Origin of the sequence: Streptomyces exfoliatus, assembly GCF_000725545.1 — a bacterium.
GTDB classification, from domain to species: Bacteria; Actinomycetota; Actinomycetes; order Streptomycetales; family Streptomycetaceae; genus Streptomyces; species Streptomyces exfoliatus.
This window is the reverse complement of record NZ_JNZP01000018.1, coordinates 84,873-106,063: the sequence shown is the minus strand read 5'-3', so window position 1 is coordinate 106,063 and position 21,191 is coordinate 84,873. Positions and strand designations below refer to the sequence as shown.

Sequence of the window (21,191 nt, the reverse complement as noted above, 5' to 3'; positions counted from 1 at the left end):
CTTCAGCTCACCAGGCTTTCCCGCCATGCCTGGTGCAGGCCCGCGTAGCGGCCCTCGTGGGTGATCAGGTCCGACGGCGTGCCGTCCTCGACGATCCGGCCCGCCTCCATCACCAGGACCCGGTCCGCGACCTCCACCGTGGAGAGGCGGTGGGCGATGACCACCGCGGTACGGCCCGCCAGGACCGTGTCCATCGCCCGCTGCACCGCCCGCTCGCCCGGCACGTCGAGCGAGCTGGTCGCCTCGTCCAGGATCAGGACCGCCGGGTCCGCGAGCAGGGCGCGGGCGAAGGCGACGAGTTGGCGCTGTCCCGCCGAGATCCGGCCACCGCGCTTGCGTACGTCCGTGTCGTAGCCGTCCGGGAGGTTCTCGATGAACTCGTGCGCCCCGATGGCCCTGGCCGCCGCCTCGATCTCCTGCCGGCTCGCGTCGGGGTTGCCGATCGCGATGTTCTCCGCGACCGTTCCGGAGAAGAGGAAGGCTTCCTGCGTGACCATGACGACACCCCGGCGGAGTTCCGGGGTGGCCAGGTCGCGGAGGTCCACGCCGTCGAGACGTACGGCCCCGTCCGTGGGGTCGTAGAAGCGGGCCAGGAGCTTCGCCAGGGTCGACTTGCCCGCGCCCGTCGCCCCGACGACCGCCACCGTCTGGCCCGGGGGGATCGTCAGGTCGAAGGCGGGCAGGATCTCGCCGCCCGTCCGGTAGGCGAAGGAGACCTTGTCGAAGGTCACCTCGCGGCCCGGGGTGCCCGAGCGGGCCGGGAGCTCCTTCGGCGCCTTCGTTTCCGGTACGCCCGGTTCCTGGGCCAGCAGGCCCGCGATCTTGGTGAGGGACGCCGCCGCCGACTCGTACGAGTTGAGGAACATGCCCAGGCGGTCGATGGGGTCGTACAGGCGCCGCATGTACAGGACCGCCGCCGCCAGGACGCCCAGTTCGAGGGAGCCCGAGGCCACCCGGTAGGCGCCCCACAGGCACATGCCCGCGACGGCCGTGTTCGCCACCAGGCGCGAGCCGACGACGTAGCGGGCCATCTCCAGGAGCGCGTCGCCGTTCGACCGCTCGTGGCGGTGGTTGAGGGTCGCGAAGTCCTTGTCGTTGACCTCTTCCCGGCGGAACGCCCGGACCGGGCGGATGCCGTTCATCGTCTCCGCGAACTTCACGATCACGCCCGCTATCGCCGTGGAGCGTTCGGCGTAGACCGCCCCCGCCCGCCTCTGGTAGAGGCGTACGAGGAGGTGGAGGGGGAGGAAGGAGGCGATCGCCACCGCTCCGATGCCCAGGTCGAGCCAGAGGAGGATCAGGGAGATCGAGACGAAGGAGAGGACCACGCCGATCAGTTCCTGGAGGCCCTCGGAGAGCAGTTCCTGGAGTGATTCGACGTCCGTGGTCGAGCGGGAGATCAGCCGGCCCGAGGTGTAGCGCTCGTGGAAGTCGACGCTGAGGACCTGGGCGTGGCGGAAGATCCGGCCGCGCAGGTCGAGCAGGACGTCCTGGTTGACGCGGGCCGCGCCACGGACGAAGACGTACTGCAGGGCCCCCGCGAGCGCCGCGCAGAGGAGGTAGCCCAGTGCCACCGCGACGACGGGGCCGTGGTCGCCGGCGCGGAAGGCGGGGACGCCCCGGTCGATGGCGTACGCGACGAGCAGCGGGCCCGCCTGGATCGCTCCCTCCTTGACCAGGATGACCAGTGCGGCGAACGCGACGCGCGCGCGGTGGGTCGAGAGGAGCGAGCGGAGCAGCGCGGCCGTCGCCCCCGGGGGCGACGGCAGGTCGTCGCGGTCGAAGGGGTCGCCGGGCGGCTCGGTGCGGTCGGTCGTGGTGTCCGTCATCGGTCCTCGGTCCCCTTGTCCTCGCCCGACATCAGCCAGGCGTACTCCTCGCTGGTCCGCAGCAGTTCCTGGTGCGTGCCCACGGCCGCGATCCGGCCCCGGGACAGCAGCGCCACCCGGTCGGCCAGCATCACCGTCGACGGGCGGTGTGCCACGACCAGTGCCGTCGTCTCCCGCAGCACCTCCCGGAGGGCCGCCTCGACGCGGGCCTCCGTGTGGACGTCGAGAGCCGAGAGCGGGTCGTCCAGGATCAGGAAGCGGGGACGGCCGACGACCGCGCGGGCGAGGGCGAGGCGCTGCCGCTGGCCGCCGGACAGGCTCAGGCCCTGTTCGCCGACCTGGGTCCCCGTGCCGTCGGGCAGCCGGTCGACGAATCCGTCCGCCTGCGCCACGCCGAGGGCGCGTCGCAGCTCCGGTTCGCCCGCCTCGTGGCCGGCGCCCATCAGGACGTTCTCCCCGACGCTGGCCGAGAACAGCGTCGGCTCCTCGAAGGCCATCGACACCAGGGACCGCAGGCGGTCCCGTTCCATCAGGGCGATGTCCTCGCCGTCCAGCAGGATGCGCCCGGCGGACGCCTCGTGCAGCCTCGGTACGAGCGCGGTCAGGGTGGTCTTGCCGGAGCCCGTGCCGCCGACCAGGGCCAGGGTCTCCCCGGGGCGGATGTGCAGGTCGATCCCGTCCAGGACCGGCGGGGCGTCCTGCGGCGCGTCCGGGTAGCGGAACGACACGCCCTCGAAGCGCACCCCGCCGGGACCCTCCGCAGGGGTGGCCGAGCGGGCGGGCGCGTCCGGTTCCTCGTCGGCGTCCATCACCTCGAAGTACCGTTCCGTCGCGGTCGCCGCCTCCTGGCTCATCGCGAGCAGGAAGCCGATCGACTCCACCGGCCAGCGCAGCGCCATGGCCGTCGACAGGAACGCGACGAGCGTCCCCGCCGACAGGTCGCCGTCCGCGACCTGCACCGTGCCGAGCACCAGGGCCGCGCCGATGGCCAGTTCCGGTACGACGGTGATGACGGCCCAGATCATGGCGAGCAGCCGGGCCTTGGCCAGTTCCGTGCCGCGCAGGGTGCTCGCGAGGTCCCGGAAGGCCAGGGCCTGGCTGCGGTGCCGGCCGAAGCCCTTCACGATCCGGATGCCGAGGACGCTCTCCTCGACGACCGTCGTCAGGTCGCCCACCTGGTCCTGTGCGCGGCGCGCCACCGCCCCGTACCGGCCCTCGAACACCGAGCAGACGATCACCAGGGGGATGACCGGGGTCAGCAGCACCAGGCCGAGCGACCAGTCCTGGGCGAGCAGCAGGACGTAACCCGCGAGGATCGTCACGCCGTTGACCAGGAGGAACGTCAGCGGGAAGGCCAGGAACATGCGGACCAGCATGAGGTCGGTCGTGCCGCGGGAGAGCAGCTGGCCCGACGCCCACCGGTCGTGGAAGGCGATCGGCAGCCGCTGGAGCCTGCCGTACAGGTCCGCCCGCATCCGCGCCTCGACTCCGGCCAGCGGCCGGGCCACCAGCCAGCGCCGGAACCCGAAGAGCACCGCCTCGGTGATCCCGAGCAGCAGCAGGTAGAGGGCTCCGAGCCACACCCCGCCGGGGTCCCGGTCCGCGACGGGACCGTCCACCAGCCACTTCAGGACGAGGGGGATGACGAGGGACAGGCAGGAGGCGACGACGGCGACGAACGCGGCGGTGAACAGGCGCCTCCGCACGGGCCGCACGTACGGCCAGAGACGGAGCAGCGCCCGTACCGCCGAGCGGTCGGGGGCGGCGGCGGGCGCGGGGGGCTCTGGGGCGACAGGTATCTCGGGCATCAGGTGCGACCTTACGGTTCGCCCCTGACGCCTCTCATCCGGTTTTCCGGCCGGCGCGCGGCCTCACTCCCTGACCCGCAGCAGCACCACCGACCGTCCCCCCACCGTGATCGTCTCCCCGCCCCGGTGCTCCGTGCCGGGGGCGGCGGACTGGTCCTCGCGGGCGGTGTCGACGGTCAGTTCGTACGTCTCCGCCCAGGGCGGGCCAGGGAGGCGGAAGTCGAGGGGCTCCGGGCCCGCGTGGAGGACGGCGAGGAAGCTGTCGTCGGTGATCTGCTCGCCGCGCTCGTCCCGGCCCGGTATGTCGCGGCCCGACAGGTAGAGGGCGATGGTGGCCGTCGGGGTGTACCAGTCCCGCTCGGTCATCTCGGTGCCGTCGGCCCCGAACCAGGCCAGGTCCCGCAGCCCGTCGGCGCCCCGGCCGGAGAAGAAGGCCCTGCGGCGCAGTACCGGGTGGCGGTGGCGCAGGTCGAGCAGGCGGCGGGTGAGGGTGAGGAGGTGGGACCTTCCCGGGTCGTCCGGGAGGGTCCAGTCGAGCCAGCCCGTCTCGTTGTCCTGGCAGTACGCGTTGTTGTTGCCGCCCTGGGTGCGACCCATCTCGTCGCCCGCGACGAGCATCGGGACGCCGGTGGAGAGGAGGAGGGTCGTGAGGAGGTTGCGCTGCTGGCGCAGGCGCAGGGCGCTGATCGCCGGGTCGTCGGTCTCGCCCTCCGTCCCGCAGTTCCAGGAGCGGTTGTCGTGGGTGCCGTCCCTGTTGCCCTCGCCGTTGGCCTCGTTGTGCTTGCGCTCGTACGTGACGAGGTCCCGCAGGGTGAAGCCGTCGTGCGCGGTGACGAAGTTGACGGAGGCGTACGGCCGGCGCCCGCCCCAGGCGTACAGGTCGCTGGAGCCGGAGAGCCGGTAGCCGAGGTCCCGCACGTCGGGCAGCGCGCCGCGCCAGAAGTCCCGTACGGCGTCCCGGTAGCGGTCGTTCCACTCGGTCCAGAGCGGCGGGAAGGCGCCGACCTGGTAGCCGCCGTTGCCCACGTCCCACGGTTCGGCGATCAGCTTGACCCGGCGCAGGACCGGGTCCTGGGCGATGACCGCGAGGAAGGGGGAGAGCATGTCGACGTCGTGCATGGAGCGGGCGAGCGCCGCCGCCAGGTCGAAGCGGAAGCCGTCGACGCCCATCTCCGTGACCCAGTAGCGCAGGGAGTCGGTGATGAGCCGCAGCACCTGTGGCTGGACGACGTGCAGGGTGTTGCCGCAGCCCGTGTAGTCGGCGTACCGGCGGGCGTCGGACTGGAGCCGGTAGTAGCCGCGGTTGTCGATGCCCTTCAGGGACAGGGTGGGGCCGAACTCGCCGGCCTCCGCCGTGTGGTTGTAGACGACGTCGAGGATGACCTCGATCCCGGCCGCGTGCAGCGCCCGCACCATCCGTTTGAACTCGCCGACCTGCTGCCCGGTCGTCCCCGAGGAGGAGTAGCCGGCGTGCGGGGCGAAGTAGCCGATGGAGTTGTAGCCCCAGTGGTTGCGCAGGCCGCGCCGGAGGAGGTGGTCCTCGTGCGCGAACTGGTGCACCGGCAGCAGCTCCACCGCCGTCACCCCGAGCCGTACGAGGTGTTCGATCGCCGCCGGATGGGCCAGGCCCGCGTAGGTGCCCCGGAGGTGCTCGGGGATGCCCGGGTGGAGCTGGGTGAAGCCCTTCACGTGCATCTCGTAGATGACCGAGTCCTGCCAGGGCGTCTTGGGTCTGCGGTCGTCGGACCAGTCGTCGTCGTCCTGGACGACGACCCCCTTCGGGACGAACGGCGCGGAGTCCCGCTCGTCGCGGACGGTGTCGGCGACGTGCTGCTGCGGCCAGTCCCTGACGTGCCCGTACACCTCCGGCGGAAGGGCGAAGTCGCCGTCGACGGCCCGCGCGTACGGGTCGAGGAGCAGCTTCGCCGGGTTCCACCGGGCGCCCGTCCACGGGTCCCAGCGACCGTGCACCCGGTAGCCGTACCGCTGTCCCGCCCCGATCCCGGGCACGAAGCCGTGCCAGATCTCATGGGTCAGCTCGGTCAGCGGCAGCCGCCGCTCCGTCCCGTCGGGGTCGAAGAGGCACAGTTCGACGGCCTCCGCCCCTCCCGCCCACAGGGCGAAGTTGGTGCCCGCGATCCCGTCGGGGCCGACCCGGCAGCGGGCGCCCAGGGGTGTCGGGGCGCCTGGCCACACCGGTGGACCGCCCGTCCGCTCCGGGGCATGCTCCGGTACCGCCTCCTGCTCGGCTGTGCTCGCCACCGTTCCGGCCTCCCGCGGCTCGTCGGGCCCGCACGCGGGGGAGCGGCGGCGTCCCGGCCGCCGCTCCCGCGCGTGGTCCTCCTCCTGTTCTGCCCGCACCGGCCCGCTCCCAACATGACCCGTACGCACGTTTCCCCTGGAGGGTGCCCGTCGTTGGGCCGAGCGTGACACTTGTATGGAAGCGGGCGGGGTACGCCCTCGCGGTGGCGGGACTGATGGCGGGCCTCGTGGGCTGCACGGGAGAAGGCGGCGGACGGGGCATCGACGTCTCCCTGCCGGGCAAGGCGAGAGCCCCGGGTGACGTCATCCGGATCAGCCCCGAGGACGGCAGCCGGGGGGTGCCGGCCGAAGGCCCGGTCGAGGTGCGGGTGGACAGCGGGCGGCTCGAACGGGTGACCGTGGTCCAGGTGGAGGACGCCCAGCGGACCCGGGTCGCCGGGGAGATCTCCGCGGACGGGCTGCGCTGGCGGCCCCGGCCGGACACCCGGCTCGCGCTGGCCGCGAAGTACAGCGTGGACGCGGTCGCGCTCGACGCGCACGGGCGCCGCTCCGCCCGGCACACCACCTTCACCACCGTGGTGCCGGAGAGCCGTTTCATCGGCTACTTCAAACCGGAGAATCGTTCCACGGTCGGCACCGGCATGATCGTCTCCTTCGGCTTCAACCGGCCGATCGAGAACCGGGCCGAGGTCGAACGGGCCATCAGGATCACCTCGGAGCCGCCGGTGGAGGTGGTCGGCCACTGGTTCGGCAAGGAGCGGCTCGACTTCCGCCCCGCCGCGTACTGGCAGCCGGGCACCCGCGTCACCGTCGAGCTCGGACTGCGGGACGTCGAGGGGGCGCCCGGCGTGTACGGCATCCAGCGCAAGACGGTCGGCTTCACCGTCGGCCGCTCCCAGGTGTCCCTGGTGGACGCCGCCGCGCACACCATGGAGGTCAGGAGGGACGGCGAGGTCCTGGCCACCCTGCCGATCACGGCCGGGGCGCCGAAGACCACCACGTACAACGGGAAGATGGTCGTCACCGAGCTGTACGACGTGACGCGGATGGACGGGCGCACGGTCGGCTTCGGGGGCGAGTACGACATCAAGGACGTTCCGCACGCGATGCGTCTCACCGAGTCGGGGACCTTCCTGCACGGCAACTACTGGGCCTCGCCCGGAACCTTCGGCTCCGCCAACGTCAGCCACGGTTGCGTCGGACTGCGGGACGAGAAGGGCGGCAGCGCGGACTCGCCCGCGGGCTGGTTCTTCGACCGGACGCTCATCGGCGACGTGGTGGAGGTGGTCAACTCCCGTGACCGGAAGGTGGCTCCCGACAACGGCCTCGGAGGCTGGAACATGGAGTGGGACCGGTGGAAGGCCGGCTCCGCGCTGCACTGACCTCCTGTCCCCCTCGCACCGCCGTGCACGCCCGTCGTCCTAGCAGATCGATCGGGACGGAACGGTGACATTCACGAGGATCTTTCGTGTCCTGCGGTGTGATTATCTAGCGCCGTGTGCGCGAGTGAATGCGCACGGGGGTGGGGCCGTGGCGGTGCCAGGCCGTGTGAGGGGAGACGACCACAGTGAACGGGCAGCCGATATCGGGGACATCGGTAGGGACGACCGGGCGACGCGGCCGACGACGCGGGGGCGTCCGGCTGCAGGCCCTCGCGGCGGGAGCGATGCTCCTGGTGCTCACCGCCTGCGGCGGCGGCGAGACGCCCGCCGGCGGCAACGGGGGACAGGGACCGGCGGCCCAGGGCGGCGGCAAGCAGGACAACGCCGCCTCCCAGGCGGTCGTGACGATCCTTCCGAAGGACGGTGCCGACGCGGTCGCCACCAGCGGGGCCCTCAAGGTCACCGCGGCCCAGGGCAAGCTGACCACGGTCACGGTCGCCGACTCCAAGGGCACCGCGGTCGAGGGCGAGATCGCGGCGGACGGCGCCAGCTGGACGCCCACCGCCCACCTGGCCGCGGCCACGCAGTACAAGGTCCACGCGGTCGCGAAGGACGCCGAGGGCCGTGAGTCGGCGAAGGACACCACCTTCACCACCCTGGTCCCGAAGAACACCTTCATCGGCCACTACACGCCGGAGGACGGTTCGACCGTCGGCGTCGGCATGCCGGTGTCCATCAACTTCACCCGGGGCATCACCGACCCCGAGGCCGTCGAGAAGGCCATCAAGGTGACGGCCGTTCCCGCCGTCGAGATCGAGGGCCACTGGTTCGGCAACGACCGCCTCGACTTCCGCCCGGAGAACTACTGGGCCGCGGGCACCAAGGTGACCGTCGAGCTCAACCTGGACGGCGTCGAGGGCCGCCCGGGCGTCTACGGCAAGCAGAAGAAGAAGGTCTCCTTCACCATCGGCCGCCGTCAGGTCTCCACGGTCGACGCGAGCGCCAAGACGATGAAGGTCGAGCGCGACGGCAAGATCATCAAGACGATCCCGATCACCGCGGGCGCCCCGTCGACGACCACGTACAACGGTCAGATGGTCATCAGCGAGAAGTTCAAGGTGACCCGCATGAACGGGGCCACCGTCGGCTTCGGCGGCGAGTACGACATCAAGGACGTGCCGCACGCGATGCGCCTGTCCCAGTCCGGCACTTTCGTGCACGGCAACTACTGGGCCTCGGCCGGCACCTTCGGCTCCTCCAACGTCAGCCACGGCTGCGTCGGCCTCCAGGACGCGCGGGGCGCGGGCGACAGCTCCATGCCGGCCGCCTGGTTCTACGACCGCTCGATCATCGGCGACGTCGTCGTCGTGAAGAACTCCAAGGACAAGCAGATCAAGCCGGAGAACGGCCTGAACGGCTGGAACATGCCCTGGTCGGAGTGGATCGCGTAGCCGTACGCGACGGAGTGCGGGCCCGGTGCTGTGAGCAACAGCACCGGGCCCCTTCGCGTTAACGGACACTAACCTTCCCTCATGACTGTGAACCTCGAAGTCGCCGAAGGCGTCGGCACGATCCGCCTCGACCGCCCCCCGATGAACGCCCTGGACGTCGCCACCCAGGACCGGCTGCGCGAGCTGGCCCAGGAGGCGACCGACCGCGACGACGTGCGGGCCGTGATCCTGTACGGCGGCGAGAAGGTGTTCGCGGCCGGCGCGGACATCAAGGAGATGCAGGTCATGGACCACGTGGCCATGGTCAAGCGCTCCCGCGCCCTCCAGGACTCCTTCACCGCCGTCGCCCGCATCCCCAAGCCGGTCGTCGCCGCCATCACCGGCTACGCCCTCGGCGGCGGCTGTGAGCTCGCGCTCTGCGCCGACTACCGGATCGCCGCCGACAACGCGAAGCTGGGGCAGCCGGAGATCCTGCTCGGCCTGATCCCGGGTGCGGGCGGCACCCAGCGCCTGTCCCGCCTGGTCGGCCCCTCCAAGGCGAAGGACCTCATCTTCACCGGCCGGATGGTCAGGGCCGACGAGGCCCTGACGCTGGGTCTGGTCGACCGGGTCGTGCCGGCCGCCGAGGTGTACGAGCAGGCGCACGCCTGGGCCGCGAAGCTGGCGCAGGGTCCCGCGGTCGCCCTTCGGGCCGCCAAGGAGGCGATCGACCAGGGTCTGGAGGCCGACATCGACACCGGTCTCGCCATCGAGCGCACCTGGTTCGCGGGTCTGTTCGCTACGGAGGACCGCGAGCGCGGCATGCGCAGCTTCGTCGAGGAGGGCCCGGGGAAGGCGAAGTTCGCCTGACGGATGTTCCAGGGGGCCGATTCCACCGGAACGGCCCCCGCGGACGTCTCCGTGCGGCCATGATGGGGGGCATGGCGGGCCTGGAGGGTAGGGAACAACCGTGGCAGCGCGGCAGCGCCGCCGCAGCGCGGTGGTCACCGGCCGCGGATGACGAACAGGCCGCCGAGGCAGTGGAGTTGTACGGTAATCCGGCGGAGGAGGACGTCCGGCTGCCGTCCCGTCCGGAGTCCGCGTGGCTGGCCCGCAGGCTCACCCATCACGTGGTGCTGCGGCAGTGGGGCCTCGGCCCGCAGATCGCCGAACACGCGGTCCTCCTCGTCTCCGAACTCGTGGGGAACGCGGTCCGGCACACCGGCGCCCGGGTCTTCGCCCTGCGGTTACAGCGGCGGCGCGGCTGGATCCGGATCGAGGTCCGGGACCCCTCGCGCGGACTGCCCTGTCTGATGCCGGTGCACGAGCTCGACGTCAGCGGCCGGGGGCTCTTCCTCGTCGACAAGCTCTCGGACCGCTGGGGCGTGGACCTGGCCCCGCGCGGCAAGACGACCTGGTTCGAGATGCGGGTCGCCGACCGGCCGTGAACGCACGGAAGCCCCCGTGCGCCGTGGTGAGGCAGCTGGGGGCTTCCGTGTGGTGCGCCGTGGACGGGGGGGTGTATCCACGGCTGCTATGTCGACCTGGCCCGGGTCAATGGGGGTCGTGTCTCCGACTATGGCAGACAGGTGGCGTTGCCGCCAAAAGTCCCTAGCGGGGCAATCTTGGATGAAACCGGACAGTTTGATAGTGAATCGTTGGTGACATGGAGCACTCACCTTGCAAACTGTGAATGACTATGCGGTTCATGGCTTGTTTCCCCGGCTCGTCCGCATGGTGGACGCTCCACGAGGCGCCTGTAAACGTCCTGAATTGGCCTAATCGTAATAAATCGGGCATCGACGGCTTTGAATGGCCGGGTGAAGCCGACCGACCGCCGCGGAGCCCTCAGGGCAGGTGCCGCCACCGCCCTCGCGGGAGCCCTCGCCACCGCCTGCGGCACCGGCTCCCCTGCCCCGGGGCCCCGCTCCTCCGGCCCCGTCCCCCGGCGCCCCGCCCCCGCACCCGCCGCCGCCCCCGCCCCGCGGCGCCTCCCCGGACAGCCCGCCGAGATCACCCACGGCCCCCGCGGCCGGCCCCTGGTCGCCCTCACCTTCCACGGCCAGGGCGACCCCGCCCTCGCCCGCACGCTCCTGACCCAGGCGGAGAAGGCCGGCGCCCGCGTCACCGTCCTCGCCGTCGGCAGCTGGCTCGACGCCCACCCCGGCATGGCCCGCCGCGTCCTCGACGGCGGACACGACCTCGGCAACCACACCCAGCACCACACCGACGTCAACGCCATGACCGAGGCCCAGGCCCACGCCGAGATCGAGGCCTGCGCCACCCGGCTGCGCCGCCTCACCGGCTCCATCGGCACCTGGTTCCGGCCCTCCCGCACCCGGCACGCCGCCCCCGCCGTCCTGCGCGCCGCACACCGCGCCGGATACCCGCACGTCCTCTCGTACGACGTCGACTCCCTCGACTTCACCTCGCCAGGCGCCACCGCCGTCGTCCGCAACGTCACCGGCACGGTCCGCGCCGGATCCGTCGTCAGCCTGCACTTCGGCTACCCGGACACCGCCGTCGCCCTGCCCCTCCTCCTCGCCGACCTCGACCGCCGCGGGCTGCGCGCGGTCACCACCACGGAGCTGCTGACCTGATGGCACACCTCTCCCGGCGCACCAGGACCCTCCTCGCCGCCGCCCTCCTCGCCACCCTCACCGCCTGCGGCAGCGGGGACCCCGGCGACGGCGCCGCCCCCGTGAAGAAGGCCGCCGCCCCCGCAGTGCGCAAGCCGGCCCCCGCCCCCGCGGGACTCCCCGGCATGCCGCCCGTCCTCGACCCGAACGACGTCTACGCCGCCGACCGGCCGAACCGGCTCTCCCCCGTCGTCAAGGACTTCCCCTCCCGGGTCTACGTCCCCAACACCAACTCCAACACCGTCTCGGTCATCGACCCGGCCACGTACCAGGTCATCGAGACCATCCCGGTCGGCATCCAGCCCCAGCACGTCGTCCCCTCCTGGGACATGAAGACCCTCTGGGTCAACAACAACCGGGGTCACACCCTCACCCCCATCGACCCCGCCACCGGCGTCGCGGGCAAGCCCGTCGAGGTCCACGACCCGTACAACCTCTACTTCACGCCCAACGGCAAGTACGCCGTCGTGATGGCCTCCCTCGACCGCGAACTCGTCTTCCGCGACCCCCACACCATGGAACGGAAGAAGACCGTCCCGGTCAGCTGCTACGGCGTCAACCACGCCGACTTCTCCGCCGACGGGCGCTACTTCGTCGTCTCCTGCGAGTTCTCCGGCGAACTCCTCAAGGTCGACACCGAGAAGATGGAGGTGATCGGCCAGCAGAGACTGCCCTTCGAGGGCGCCATGCCGCAGGACGTGAAGATCTCCCCCGACGGCAAGACCTTCTACATCGCCGACATGATGGCCCACGGCATGTGGGTCCTCGACGGCGAGAAGTTCACCACCCCGACGCTCCTGCCCACCGGCAAGGGCTGCCACGGCCTCTACATCAGCCGGGACTCGCGCGAGATGTACGTCCCCAACCGCGGAGAGGGCTCCGTCTCCGTCTTCGACTTCGCGAAGAACAAGCTCACCAAGAAGTGGTGGCTGCCGGACGGCGGCTCCCCCGACATGGGCGGCGTCTCCGCCGACGGCAAGGTCCTGTGGCTCTCCGGCCGCTACGACTCCGAGGTGTACGCCATCGACACCACGACCGGAAAGCAGCTGGCCCGCATCCCGGTCGGCGGCGGCCCCCACGGCCTCGCCGTCTACCCCCAGCCCGGCCGGTACTCCCTCGGCCACACCGGCATCTTCCGGTGAGGCCGACCTGCCCTCATGCGCCGGTCGGTCCAAGGCCTGGGTCCGCCGCCGTCACCGGGCCAGCTAATCTGACCACCGTCAGAGAAGTACCGAGAAGGGGCGGAAGCAGTGGCGGACATCGAGTCGGCACGCACGGCATTCAACAAGTTCGACGCGAACGGGGACGGCTTCATCACCGCCGCGGAGTACAAGAGCCTCATGGCGCAGCTGGGCGACTTCAACGTCACCGAGACGGTCGCCGAGGCCCTCATCAAGCAGCGTGACGACAACGGCGACGGCGTCCTGTCCTGGGACGAGTTCTGGGCGCACCTCAGCAAGGCCTGATCCGTCGGCCCCGGCGGGCGGCGCCGGCCTGAGTTGCCGCCCGTCCGGGGCTCGGTGACGATCGTCCGGTGACGCTTCCCGGACCTTTCGGTACCCCGAGCCGTCTGACGGCGGCGGTCCTCGCCGCGGTCGTCGTCAGCGCTGTCGTCGTCCTCGCCCTCCTGGGCACGGGCCTGGCCCAGACGGGCACCGGCGAGCTCCGAATACCCGCTGCGGGCACCACCACGCTGCTGCGGTTCCTCGTCCTCACCGGTCTGGCCGTGCACGTCGGCGAACTCGCCGGCCGCCGTCTCGCCGGGGAGGGGCCACGACCCCGCGCCCTCTCCGTTCCCGCCGCCCTGCTTGCCACGGCCGCCTCCGCCGGGCTCCTGCTGCTCCTCACCGCCGTCAGCGGATTGAGCCCGCCCGTCGCGTACGGGCTCCGCGAGGGACGCCTCCTGCTCGTCACCGCCAACGCCTTCGCCCTCGCCGCCCTGTGCGCCGCCTCCCGGCGCCCGGCCCTCGCCGTCGCGCCGCTCGCCGTCGCGGTCGTCGCCGAGGCGATGCGCGCCCACCCCGAGACGTCCACCCCGGCCCTCGGCATCGGGCTCACCGTCGTCCACCTCACGGGCGCCTCGCTCTGGTTCGGCACGCTCCTGTACGTGCTGCGCACCATGCGGCTGCGGCGCGGCGGGCGCGACGTCCTCGTCCGCTACGCCCGGATGGCCGCCTGCGTGTACGCCGCCCTCGCGGTCACCGGCACCGTCTCCACCCTGCGCAGGCTGCCGCTCGACGCCGTCCTGACCACGGCCTACGGGCGGATCCTGCTGGTCAAGCTGCTGCTGTTCGGGATGGTCAGCCTGCTGGCCCTGGCGGCCAGGAGCCGGATGCTGTCCGGCGGGGACGCCGAGGCCCCGGCACGGATCGAGGTGGCCGTGCTCGCGGTGGTCGTGGTCGTCTCGGTGCTCCTCACGGTCGTCCCGGACCCGCACTGGCTCACGCCCTGACGCGGTCTCCTCAGGAGGACGCGGCGACGGGGACCTCGATCCGGCCGGCGAAGGGAGACCGGGTGTCCGCGCCGAGCCGCTGCTCGTAACGGAGCTGCCGGCCCTCGTGCGGGACGGCGAACCCGAAGGAGGAGCGGTAGGAGGTCATCCGGTGGGTGCGCGCGTCGAGGACGAGGGTCTCCTCCAGGCCCGTCAGGACGATCCGCTCCTCGCCCGCCGTGACCCCGGCCTTCCGCAGCTTGTCCAGGGTGGGCCGGAACTCCCGGGCCGCCTTCGCGACGGCCGGCCGTTCCGTGCGGTCGGAGAGGTGTCCGGCGGAGATCCGGACCCGGAGCCGGATCTCGCCCCCGGTCCTGCTGACCTCGATCCGCTCGCCGCGCCCGGCGTAGTCCGCGAACGAGTCCAGGACGGTCAGCGGGTCCTCCACCTTCGCGGCGATCTCCGGATCGGTCAGCGGTCCCTTGCGCCAGGGCGCACCGGAACCGCCCTCGCGCACGTACCCGGTGCCGTCCACGGCGAACAGCTCCTCGGCCGTCCGCCGGCCCTTGCGCAGGATCGTGCCCTTCTGGTGCAGGGCCCGCGGGCTGTCGGTCCGCTCCACGGCGGCGGAGTACGAGGCGGTGCTCGCGGGCGCGCCGGACTGCGTCAGCGACTCCTCGCCCGTCACGGCGAAGGTCCACCCCGCCTCGGCGCCCATGGCCGCCTCCGCGCGTGCCAGCGGCCCGGCCGGGCCGTCCTCGGTGGCCTTCGGGCTGTCCGGCGTACGGGAGGGCGTGCGGGAGGAAGGCGGGGAGGCCGACGCGCTCCCGGCCGCCGGCTCGGGGGACGGCTCCGTCCCGCAGCCGCTCACCGCCACGAGGACGGCAAGCCCCGCCGCCGCCCACACGCTGGGTATCCGCATCGCTTCTCCGCCTCGTCCGGTGTCCGTGATCATCCGAGGCCGCGGATTGTAGGCCGCGCGAGGCCCACGATCACCTCACGGGACGAAGCGGAACAGAAGCGGCGGCCGCCTCAGCACTCGATGATGTTCACCGCGAGACCGCCGCGCGCGGTCTCCTTGTACTTGACGCTCATGTCCGCGCCGGTCTCCTTCATGGTCTTGATGACCTTGTCGAGGGAGACCAGGTGGCTGCCGTCGCCGCGCATCGACATCTTCGCCGCCGTGACGGCCTTGACCGCCGCCATGCCGTTCCGCTCGATGCACGGGATCTGGACCAGGCCGCCGACCGGGTCGCAGGTCAGGCCCAGGTTGTGCTCCATGCCGATCTCGGCCGCGTTCTCCACCTGCTCGGGCGTGCCGCCGAGGACCTCGGCGAGGGCGCCCGCCGCCATCGAGCAGGCCGAGCCGACCTCGCCCTGGCAGCCGACCTCGGCGCCGGAGATGGAGGCGTTCTCCTTGAAGAGCATGCCGACCGCGCCCGCCGCGAGCATGAAGCGGACGACGCCCTCGTCGTCGGCGCCGGGCACGAAGTTCATGTAGTAGTGCAGGACGGCGGGGATGATGCCGGCCGCGCCGTTCGTCGGGGCGGTGACCACCCGGCCGCCCGCCGCGTTCTCCTCGTTCACTGCCATCGCGTAGAGGGTGATCCACTCCATCGAGTGGGCCGCGGGGTCGCCCTCGGAGCGCAGCTTGCGGGCCGTGTTCGCGGCGCGGCGGCGCACCTTCAGGCCGCCGGGCAGGATGCCCTCGCGGGACATGCCGCGCGAGACGCAGGCCTGCATGACCCGCCAGATCTCCAGGAGGCCCTCGCGGATCTCCTCCTCCGTGCGCCAGGCCTTCTCGTTCTCCAGCATCATCGCGGAGATCGAGAGACCGGTCTCCTTGGCGAGACGCAGCAGCTCGTCGCCCGTGCGGAAGGGGTATTTCAGGACGGTGTCCTCGGGGACGATCGGGTTCTCGCCCTCGACGGCGTCCTCGTCGACGACGAAGCCGCCGCCGACCGAGTAGTACGTCTTCTGCAGGACGAGGGCGCCCTCGGCGTCGTACGCGAAGACCGTCATGCCGTTGGCGTGGTACGGCAGCGCCTTGCGGCGGTGCAGGATCAGGTCCTCGTCGAAGTCGAAGGGGATCTCGTGCGCGCCGAGCAGGTTGATCCGGCCGCTCGCCTTGATCCGCTCGAACTCCTCGTCCGCCGTCTCCACGTTCACCGTGCGGGGCGAGTTGCCCTCCAGGCCGAGGAGCACCGCCTTGGGGGTGCCGTGGCCGTGGCCGGTGGCGCCGAGCGAGCCGTACAGCTCCGCCCGTACCTTCGCGGTGTGGGCGAGCAGGCCCTCGTTCTTCAGCCTGCGGGCGAACATCCGGGCCGCGCGCATCGGGCCCACCGTGTGGGAGCTGGACGGGCCGATGCCGATCGAGAACAGGTCGAAGACCGAGATGGCCACGGGAGGACTCCTTGTGGGGGCTAGACGCCGTTGTCTGCCGGGGTGGTGCAGAACGGAGCAGGAAGATCGGAACGGAGCACGACATGGGGTGGGGCACCGCGCCCACCTTTCAGTGTGCGCGATGCCCCAAACGTTCGTACGAACAAAAGGGTACGAAACTACTTCAGGCCGGGGTACAGCGGGTGCTTGTCGGCGAGAGCCGTCACCCGGGCCTTCAGCGACGCGGCCTTGTCGGCGTCGAAGCCGGGCTTCAGGGTCTCCGCGATGATGTCGCCGACCTCGGTGAAGTCCTCGGCCTGGAAACCGCGGGTGGCGAGCGCCGGCGTACCGATGCGCAGACCCGAGGTGACCATCGGCGGGCGCGGGTCGTTCGGAACGGCGTTCCGGTTGACCGTGATGCCGACCTCGTGGAGACGGTCCTCGGCCTGCTGGCCGTCCAGCTCGCTGTCGCGCAGGTCGACGAGGAGCAGGTGGACGTCGGTGCCGCCGGACAGGACGGAGACACCGTGGGCGGTGACGTCGTCCTGGACCAGGCGCTCGGCGATGATGCGGGCGCCGTCCAGGGTGCGCTGCTGGCGCTCCTTGAACTCCTCCGAGGCCGCGACCTTGAAGGAGACGGCCTTGGCCGCGATCACGTGCTCCAGCGGGCCGCCCTGGAAACCGGGGAAGACCGAGGAGTTCAGCTTCTTCGCGAACTCCTTCTTCGCCAGGATGATGCCGCCGCGGGGGCCGCCGAGCGTCTTGTGCGTGGTGGAGGTCACCACGTCCGCGTACGCGACCGGGTTCGGGTGCAGACCGGCGGCGACCAGGCCGGCGAAGTGGGCCATGTCGACCCACAGCTTGGCCTCGACCTCGTCGGCGATCCGGCGGAACTCGGCGAAGTCCAGCTGGCGCGGGTAGGCGGACCAGCCCGCGATGATCACCTTCGGGCGGTGCTCCTTGGCGAGGCGCTCGACCTCGGCCATGTCGACCAGGCCGGCCTCGTCCACGTGGTACGCGACCACGTTGAACTGCTTGCCCGAGAAGTTCAGGCGCATGCCGTGGGTGAGGTGACCGCCGTGCGCCAGGTCCAGACCCAGGATCGTGTCGCCGGGCTGGGCGATGGCGAAGAGGGCGGCCTGGTTCGCGGAGGCGCCGGAGTGCGGCTGGACGTTGGCGTACTCGGCGCCGAACAGGTCCTTGACCCGGTCGATGGCGATCTGCTCGGCCACGTCGACGTGCTCGCAGCCGCCGTAGTAGCGGCGGCCCGGGTAGCCCTCGGCGTACTTGTTGGTGAGGACGGAGCCCTGGGCCTCCATGACCGCGACCGGAGCGAAGTTCTCCGAGGCGATCATCTCGAGGGTGGACTGCTGACGGCGGAGCTCGGCGTCGACGGCGGCGGCGACGTCCGGGTCCAGCTCGTGGAGAGGGGTGTTCAGAAGCGACATGAATCGATCCCTAGGGGTCTCGGGCCCGGTCTCAGCCGGCGGAGAACGCGGTGTACTCGTCGGCGGAGAGCAGCTCTTCCGGCTCGCCCGCGACACGCACCTTGAACAGCCAGCCACCCTCGAACGGAGCCGAGTTCACCAGGGACGGGTCGTCCACCACGTCCTGGTTGGCGCCGACGACCTCGCCCGTGACGGGGGAGTACAGGTCGCTCACGGACTTCGTCGACTCCAGCTCGCCGCAGGTCTCGCCCGCGGTGACGGTGTCGCCGACGGCGGGGAGCTGGGCGTAGACGACGTCACCGAGCGCGTTGGCCGCGAACTCCGTGATGCCGACCGTCGCGACGCCGTCCTCGGCGGTCGACAGCCACTCGTGCTCCTTGGTGTACCGCAGCTGCTGGGGGTTGCTCATGACCTGATTCTCCTGGATCGGGGGAGTGCTGGTGAACGTGGGTCTCGCGGGATGAGACCCGGGATGAGACGACTGCGTCACTTCTGGCGCTTGTAGAACGGCAGCGCCACGACCTCGTACGGCTCGTGCGTACCGCGGATGTCCACCCCTACACCCTCGGTGCCGGGCGCGGCGTGCGCCGCGTCCACGTAGGCGATGGCGATCGGCTTTCCGAGGGTCGGGGACGGGGCACCGGAGGTCACCTCGCCGATCACCACGCCGTCCTTGACGACGGAGAAGCCGGCGCGCGGGACGCGGCGGCCCTCGGCGATCAGGCCGACGAGCTTGCGCGGCGGGGCGGTCTCGGCGCGCTCGGCGGCGGCCTCCAGGGCCTTGCGGCCGACGAAGTCACCCGGCTTCTCGAACTTCACGACCCGGCCGAGGCCGGCGTCGAAGGGGGTGAGCGCGGTGGTCAGCTCGTGGCCGTACAGCGGCATGCCCGCCTCCAGGCGGAGCGTGTCGCGGCAGGACAGGCCGCAGGGGATCAGGCCGACGCCCTCGCCCGCCTCGGTGAGCGCCTTCCACACGCCCTCGGCGTGCTCGGGCTTCAGGAACAGCTCGAAGCCGTCCTCGCCGGTGTAGCCGGTACGGGCGATCAGCGCGGGCACGCCCGCGACCGTGCCGGGCAGTCCGGCGTAGTACTTGAGCCCGTCCAGGTCGGCGTCGGTGATCGACTTCAGGATGCCGGGGGACTCGGGGCCCTGGACGGCGATCAGGGCGTACGCGTCACGGTCGTCGCGGACCTCGGCGTCGAATCCGCCGGCGCGGGCCACGAGGGCGTCCAGGACGATCTGCGCGTTGGAGGCGTTGGCGACGACCATGTACTCCGTCTCGCCGAGGCGGTAGACGATCAGGTCGTCGAGGATGCCGCCGTCCTCCTGGCAGATCATCGTGTAGCGGGCGCGGCCGTTGCCCACCGTGGAGATGTTGCCGACGAGGGCGAAGTCGAGCAGGTCGACGGCCTGCGGGCCCGTCACCGTGATCTCGCCCATGTGGGACAGGTCGAAGAGACCCGCCTTGGTGCGGACGGCGACGTGCTCGTCGCGCTCGCTCGCGTACCGGAGCGGCATGTCCCAGCCCGCGAAGTCGGTCATGGTCGCGCCCAGCGAACGATGCAGCGCATCGAGGGCGGTCAGACGGGGGGCAGTGCTCATGGGGTGGCTCCCGGATCCCAAGGGCGGTTCGGTGACGAAACACATGACGGGCGAGGACGTCCTCCCCATCTGTCATGGAACCTGAGAGGTTCACCGAGAGCATCTCGTCACACGAGAGACTCGGCTTGCACCTTGGGTGGGGACACGGCAGGGTGTCCCGCTTTTCAGATCTGCCTCATCCACGCGGTACGGGGCCTGAGAGATTCAAGGGAGGGTCTTGCTCCTTCGGCGTCCGGACGCGCTGGGCGGTCCGGAACTCTCCCGCGCGGATTCGAGCGGCCGGTATGCGATTGTGTGGCGACTGTGCGCGCCTGGCGCGGACATCATTGCACGCGAGCCACGCGGGGCACATCGCTTGTGTCTCATTACCGTTTCTTTACACTTTGTGGGCAAGGGTCTCCCAAGGCCCGGCAGGGGGAGAAGCGATGAGGATCCAGCACACCGGCGCGTACGCACCGAGTACCGGCATACCGTCCCAGCGAGCCCGCGCGAGGACCCGCCGGCGCGGCAGACTCCTGCGCGACCTCCGCGAGCGCGGCGGCCGCGGCCCCCGCGCCCTCACCTTCGCGGCCGGCGACCTCGTGGTGATCTCCGGCCTGCCCGGGAGCGGCAAGTCGACCCTCATGAAGCGCGCCGCCGAGGGCACCGGCATCGACTCCCAGGACGCCCGCGAGCGATGGGAGGCCCGGATGCCCCGCCTCCTGCCGTACGCGCTCTACCGCCCCCTGGTCCGGCTCGCGCACTACGCGGGACTGCGCCGCGCCCTGCGCTCCGGCGCCGGCGTGGTCGTGCACGACTGCGGCACCCAGTCCTGGGTGCGCGGCTGGCTCGCCCGCGAGGCCCGGCGGCGCGGCCGTGCCCTGCACCTGGTCCTCCTCGACGTCAGCCCGGACATCGCCCGCGAGGGACAGCGCGCCCGCGGCCGCGGCGTCTCCGCCTACGCCTTCGCCCGGCACCGGCGGGCCGTCGCCCGACTCGTCGGCGCCGCCGAGTCGGGCCGCCTTCCGCACGGCTGCGCCTCCGCCACCCTGCTCGACCGGGACGCGGCGGACACCCTGCGGAGAATCGGCTTCCGGGCGGCCGCCTGACGGGCGCCCGGCTTCCGCACCCTCCCGGTTCCGTACCCTTTTGGCCACGCCGCCCCCGGGGCGGCGTTAGGGTGCTGCCCGGGGCGGCCGGTGCGGCAGGCCGTGCGAGAAGGAGAAACGCGACCGTGGACGTGACGTGGCCGGGCAACGAGCTCGAAGAGGTCCTTGTCGCCTCACTCGGCGACCCCGCGGCCGGCGGCCGGCTGGTCGAGGTGCTCGGGCGCAGCCCGATCTGGGTGCCCCTGCCCAACGGCGGCGGGCCCGACAGCCCCGACCTCGACCTGCCCACCATGGAGATCGACGGCGCGGCCTACGTGCCCGTCTTCAGCTCCGAGCAGCAGTTCCTCGCCTGCGTCGGCAGCCACATGTCCTTCACCGTCGCCCCCGCCCGTGACTTCGCCCGCGGTCTGCCCCCGCAGCTCGGCATCGCGGTGAACCCCGGCGGCACCGTCGGCGTCCCGCTGCCCCCGCCCGCCGTCGCCGAGCTCTGCCGGGTGGGCCGCACCCCGCTCGACGGCCCCGCCAGCGGCGGTCGCGTCCGCCTCTTCGAGCCCGACTGGCAGGACGACCCGGTCGACTTCCTCGCCGCCGCCTCCGCCGAGTTCGAGGCCACCGGCGTGGTGACCACCGCCCGCCGGGCCCTCGCCAGCGTCGAGGGCACCGAACCCGCCCTCTTCATCGGCGTCCAGCTCGCCGGCTGGGACGGCGTCGACCGCAACGCGCCCCTGGACGCCCTCGGCCGCGCCCTCGGCCGCGTCGAGGTCGCCTGGCCGGTCAACCTCATCCTGCTCGACCTGGCGCAGGACCCGGTCGGCGACTGGATGCTGGAGCGGGTGCGCCCCTTCTACCAGCGCGCCGCCGTGTGACAGAGGGCCTGTCTAAGCTGAACT

General features: G+C 71.7%; 18 protein-coding genes and 2 riboswitches. Of the genes, 10 read left to right on the top strand and 8 right to left on the bottom strand.

What is annotated here, in order from left to right; translation table 11 throughout:
- Positions 1-2 precede the first annotated feature (2 nt).
- The 3 genes from IO20_RS0122145 to glgX all read right to left on the bottom strand — a co-directional run bounded on the left by IO20_RS0122145 (position 3) and on the right by glgX (position 5,899).
- The gene (locus tag IO20_RS0122145; RefSeq protein ID WP_051874634.1) at positions 3-1,829 is read right to left on the bottom strand and encodes an ABC transporter ATP-binding protein; all 1,827 of its coding nucleotides are present in this window, start codon (positions 1,827-1,829) and stop codon (positions 3-5) included.
- The gene (locus tag IO20_RS0122140; protein WP_030553664.1) at positions 1,826-3,637 is read right to left on the bottom strand and encodes an ABC transporter ATP-binding protein; all 1,812 of its coding nucleotides are present in this window, start codon (positions 3,635-3,637) and stop codon (positions 1,826-1,828) included. Before IO20_RS0122140 ends, IO20_RS0122145 begins: the two co-directional genes overlap by 4 nt.
- Positions 3,638-3,700: 63 nt before the next feature.
- Positions 3,701-5,899, bottom strand: coding sequence for a glycogen debranching protein GlgX (glgX, locus tag IO20_RS0122135; protein ID WP_030553666.1), 2,199 nt, complete (start codon positions 5,897-5,899; stop codon positions 3,701-3,703).
- Between the two features lie 143 nt (positions 5,900-6,042).
- Here glgX and IO20_RS0122130 point away from each other — a divergent pair, with 143 nt between their 5' ends.
- The 8 genes from IO20_RS0122130 to IO20_RS0122095 all read left to right on the top strand — a co-directional run bounded on the left by IO20_RS0122130 (position 6,043) and on the right by IO20_RS0122095 (position 13,802).
- A complete protein-coding gene (locus IO20_RS0122130) occupies positions 6,043-7,281 on the top strand; it encodes a L,D-transpeptidase (RefSeq protein ID WP_397787487.1) in 1,239 nt (412 codons plus the stop codon).
- 185 nt (positions 7,282-7,466) lie between these two features.
- The gene (locus tag IO20_RS0122125) at positions 7,467-8,732 is read left to right on the top strand and encodes a L,D-transpeptidase (RefSeq protein WP_030553670.1); all 1,266 of its coding nucleotides are present in this window, start codon (positions 7,467-7,469) and stop codon (positions 8,730-8,732) included.
- Positions 8,733-8,813: 81 nt separating this feature from the next.
- On the top strand, positions 8,814-9,581 hold the full coding sequence (locus IO20_RS0122120) for an enoyl-CoA hydratase/isomerase family protein (protein ID WP_030553672.1): 768 nt from the start codon (positions 8,814-8,816) through the stop codon (positions 9,579-9,581).
- Between the two features lie 71 nt (positions 9,582-9,652).
- Positions 9,653-10,159, top strand: a complete 507-nt coding sequence (locus IO20_RS0122115; RefSeq protein WP_030553674.1) for an ATP-binding protein — start codon at positions 9,653-9,655, stop codon at positions 10,157-10,159.
- A gap of 372 nt (positions 10,160-10,531) precedes the next feature.
- Complete coding sequence (locus IO20_RS0122110) at positions 10,532-11,311, top strand: polysaccharide deacetylase family protein (protein WP_030553676.1); 780 nt, start codon at positions 10,532-10,534, stop codon at positions 11,309-11,311.
- Positions 11,311-12,492 carry a YncE family protein gene (locus tag IO20_RS0122105; protein WP_030553678.1) on the top strand — a complete coding sequence of 394 codons (1,182 nt, stop codon included), beginning with the start codon at positions 11,311-11,313 and terminating at the stop codon, positions 12,490-12,492. Before IO20_RS0122110 ends, IO20_RS0122105 begins: the two co-directional genes overlap by 1 nt.
- A gap of 108 nt (positions 12,493-12,600) precedes the next feature.
- On the top strand, positions 12,601-12,816 hold the full coding sequence (locus IO20_RS0122100; RefSeq protein ID WP_030223519.1) for an EF-hand domain-containing protein: 216 nt from the start codon (positions 12,601-12,603) through the stop codon (positions 12,814-12,816).
- A 68-nt stretch (positions 12,817-12,884) separates the two neighbouring features.
- Complete coding sequence (locus IO20_RS0122095) at positions 12,885-13,802, top strand: CopD family protein (protein ID WP_030553680.1); 918 nt, start codon at positions 12,885-12,887, stop codon at positions 13,800-13,802.
- Between the two features lie 10 nt (positions 13,803-13,812).
- Here IO20_RS0122095 and IO20_RS0122090 read toward each other — a convergent pair whose 3' ends face one another.
- The 5 genes from IO20_RS0122090 to gcvT form a co-directional block, all read right to left on the bottom strand.
- Positions 13,813-14,703, bottom strand: coding sequence for a hypothetical protein (locus tag IO20_RS0122090; RefSeq protein ID WP_030553682.1), 891 nt, complete (start codon positions 14,701-14,703; stop codon positions 13,813-13,815).
- Between the two features lie 110 nt (positions 14,704-14,813).
- Positions 14,814-16,184: an L-serine ammonia-lyase gene (locus IO20_RS0122080; protein ID WP_030223510.1), complete on the bottom strand. Its 1,371-nt coding sequence runs from the start codon at positions 16,182-16,184 to the stop codon at positions 14,814-14,816.
- A gap of 158 nt (positions 16,185-16,342) precedes the next feature.
- The gene (locus IO20_RS0122075) at positions 16,343-17,611 is read right to left on the bottom strand and encodes a serine hydroxymethyltransferase (RefSeq protein ID WP_030223508.1); all 1,269 of its coding nucleotides are present in this window, start codon (positions 17,609-17,611) and stop codon (positions 16,343-16,345) included.
- 31 nt (positions 17,612-17,642) lie between these two features.
- A complete protein-coding gene (gene gcvH, locus IO20_RS0122070) occupies positions 17,643-18,020 on the bottom strand; it encodes a glycine cleavage system protein GcvH (protein WP_030553684.1) in 378 nt (125 codons plus the stop codon).
- Between the two features lie 77 nt (positions 18,021-18,097).
- Positions 18,098-19,213 (bottom strand): glycine cleavage system aminomethyltransferase GcvT, encoded by a 1,116-nt coding sequence (gene gcvT, locus IO20_RS0122065; RefSeq protein WP_030553686.1) that lies wholly within the window; start codon positions 19,211-19,213, stop codon positions 18,098-18,100.
- Between the two features lie 59 nt (positions 19,214-19,272).
- Positions 19,273-19,386, bottom strand: a riboswitch (glycine riboswitch).
- A 1-nt stretch (position 19,387) separates the two neighbouring features.
- Positions 19,388-19,487, bottom strand: a riboswitch (glycine riboswitch).
- A gap of 151 nt (positions 19,488-19,638) precedes the next feature.
- Between gcvT and IO20_RS0122060 the strand changes: the two genes are divergently transcribed.
- On the top strand, positions 19,639-20,301 hold the full coding sequence (locus IO20_RS0122060; protein ID WP_030553688.1) for an AAA family ATPase: 663 nt from the start codon (positions 19,639-19,641) through the stop codon (positions 20,299-20,301).
- A 125-nt stretch (positions 20,302-20,426) separates the two neighbouring features.
- Complete coding sequence (locus IO20_RS0122055) at positions 20,427-21,167, top strand: enhanced serine sensitivity protein SseB (RefSeq protein WP_030553690.1); 741 nt, start codon at positions 20,427-20,429, stop codon at positions 21,165-21,167.
- Positions 21,168-21,191: the final 24 nt, after the last annotated feature.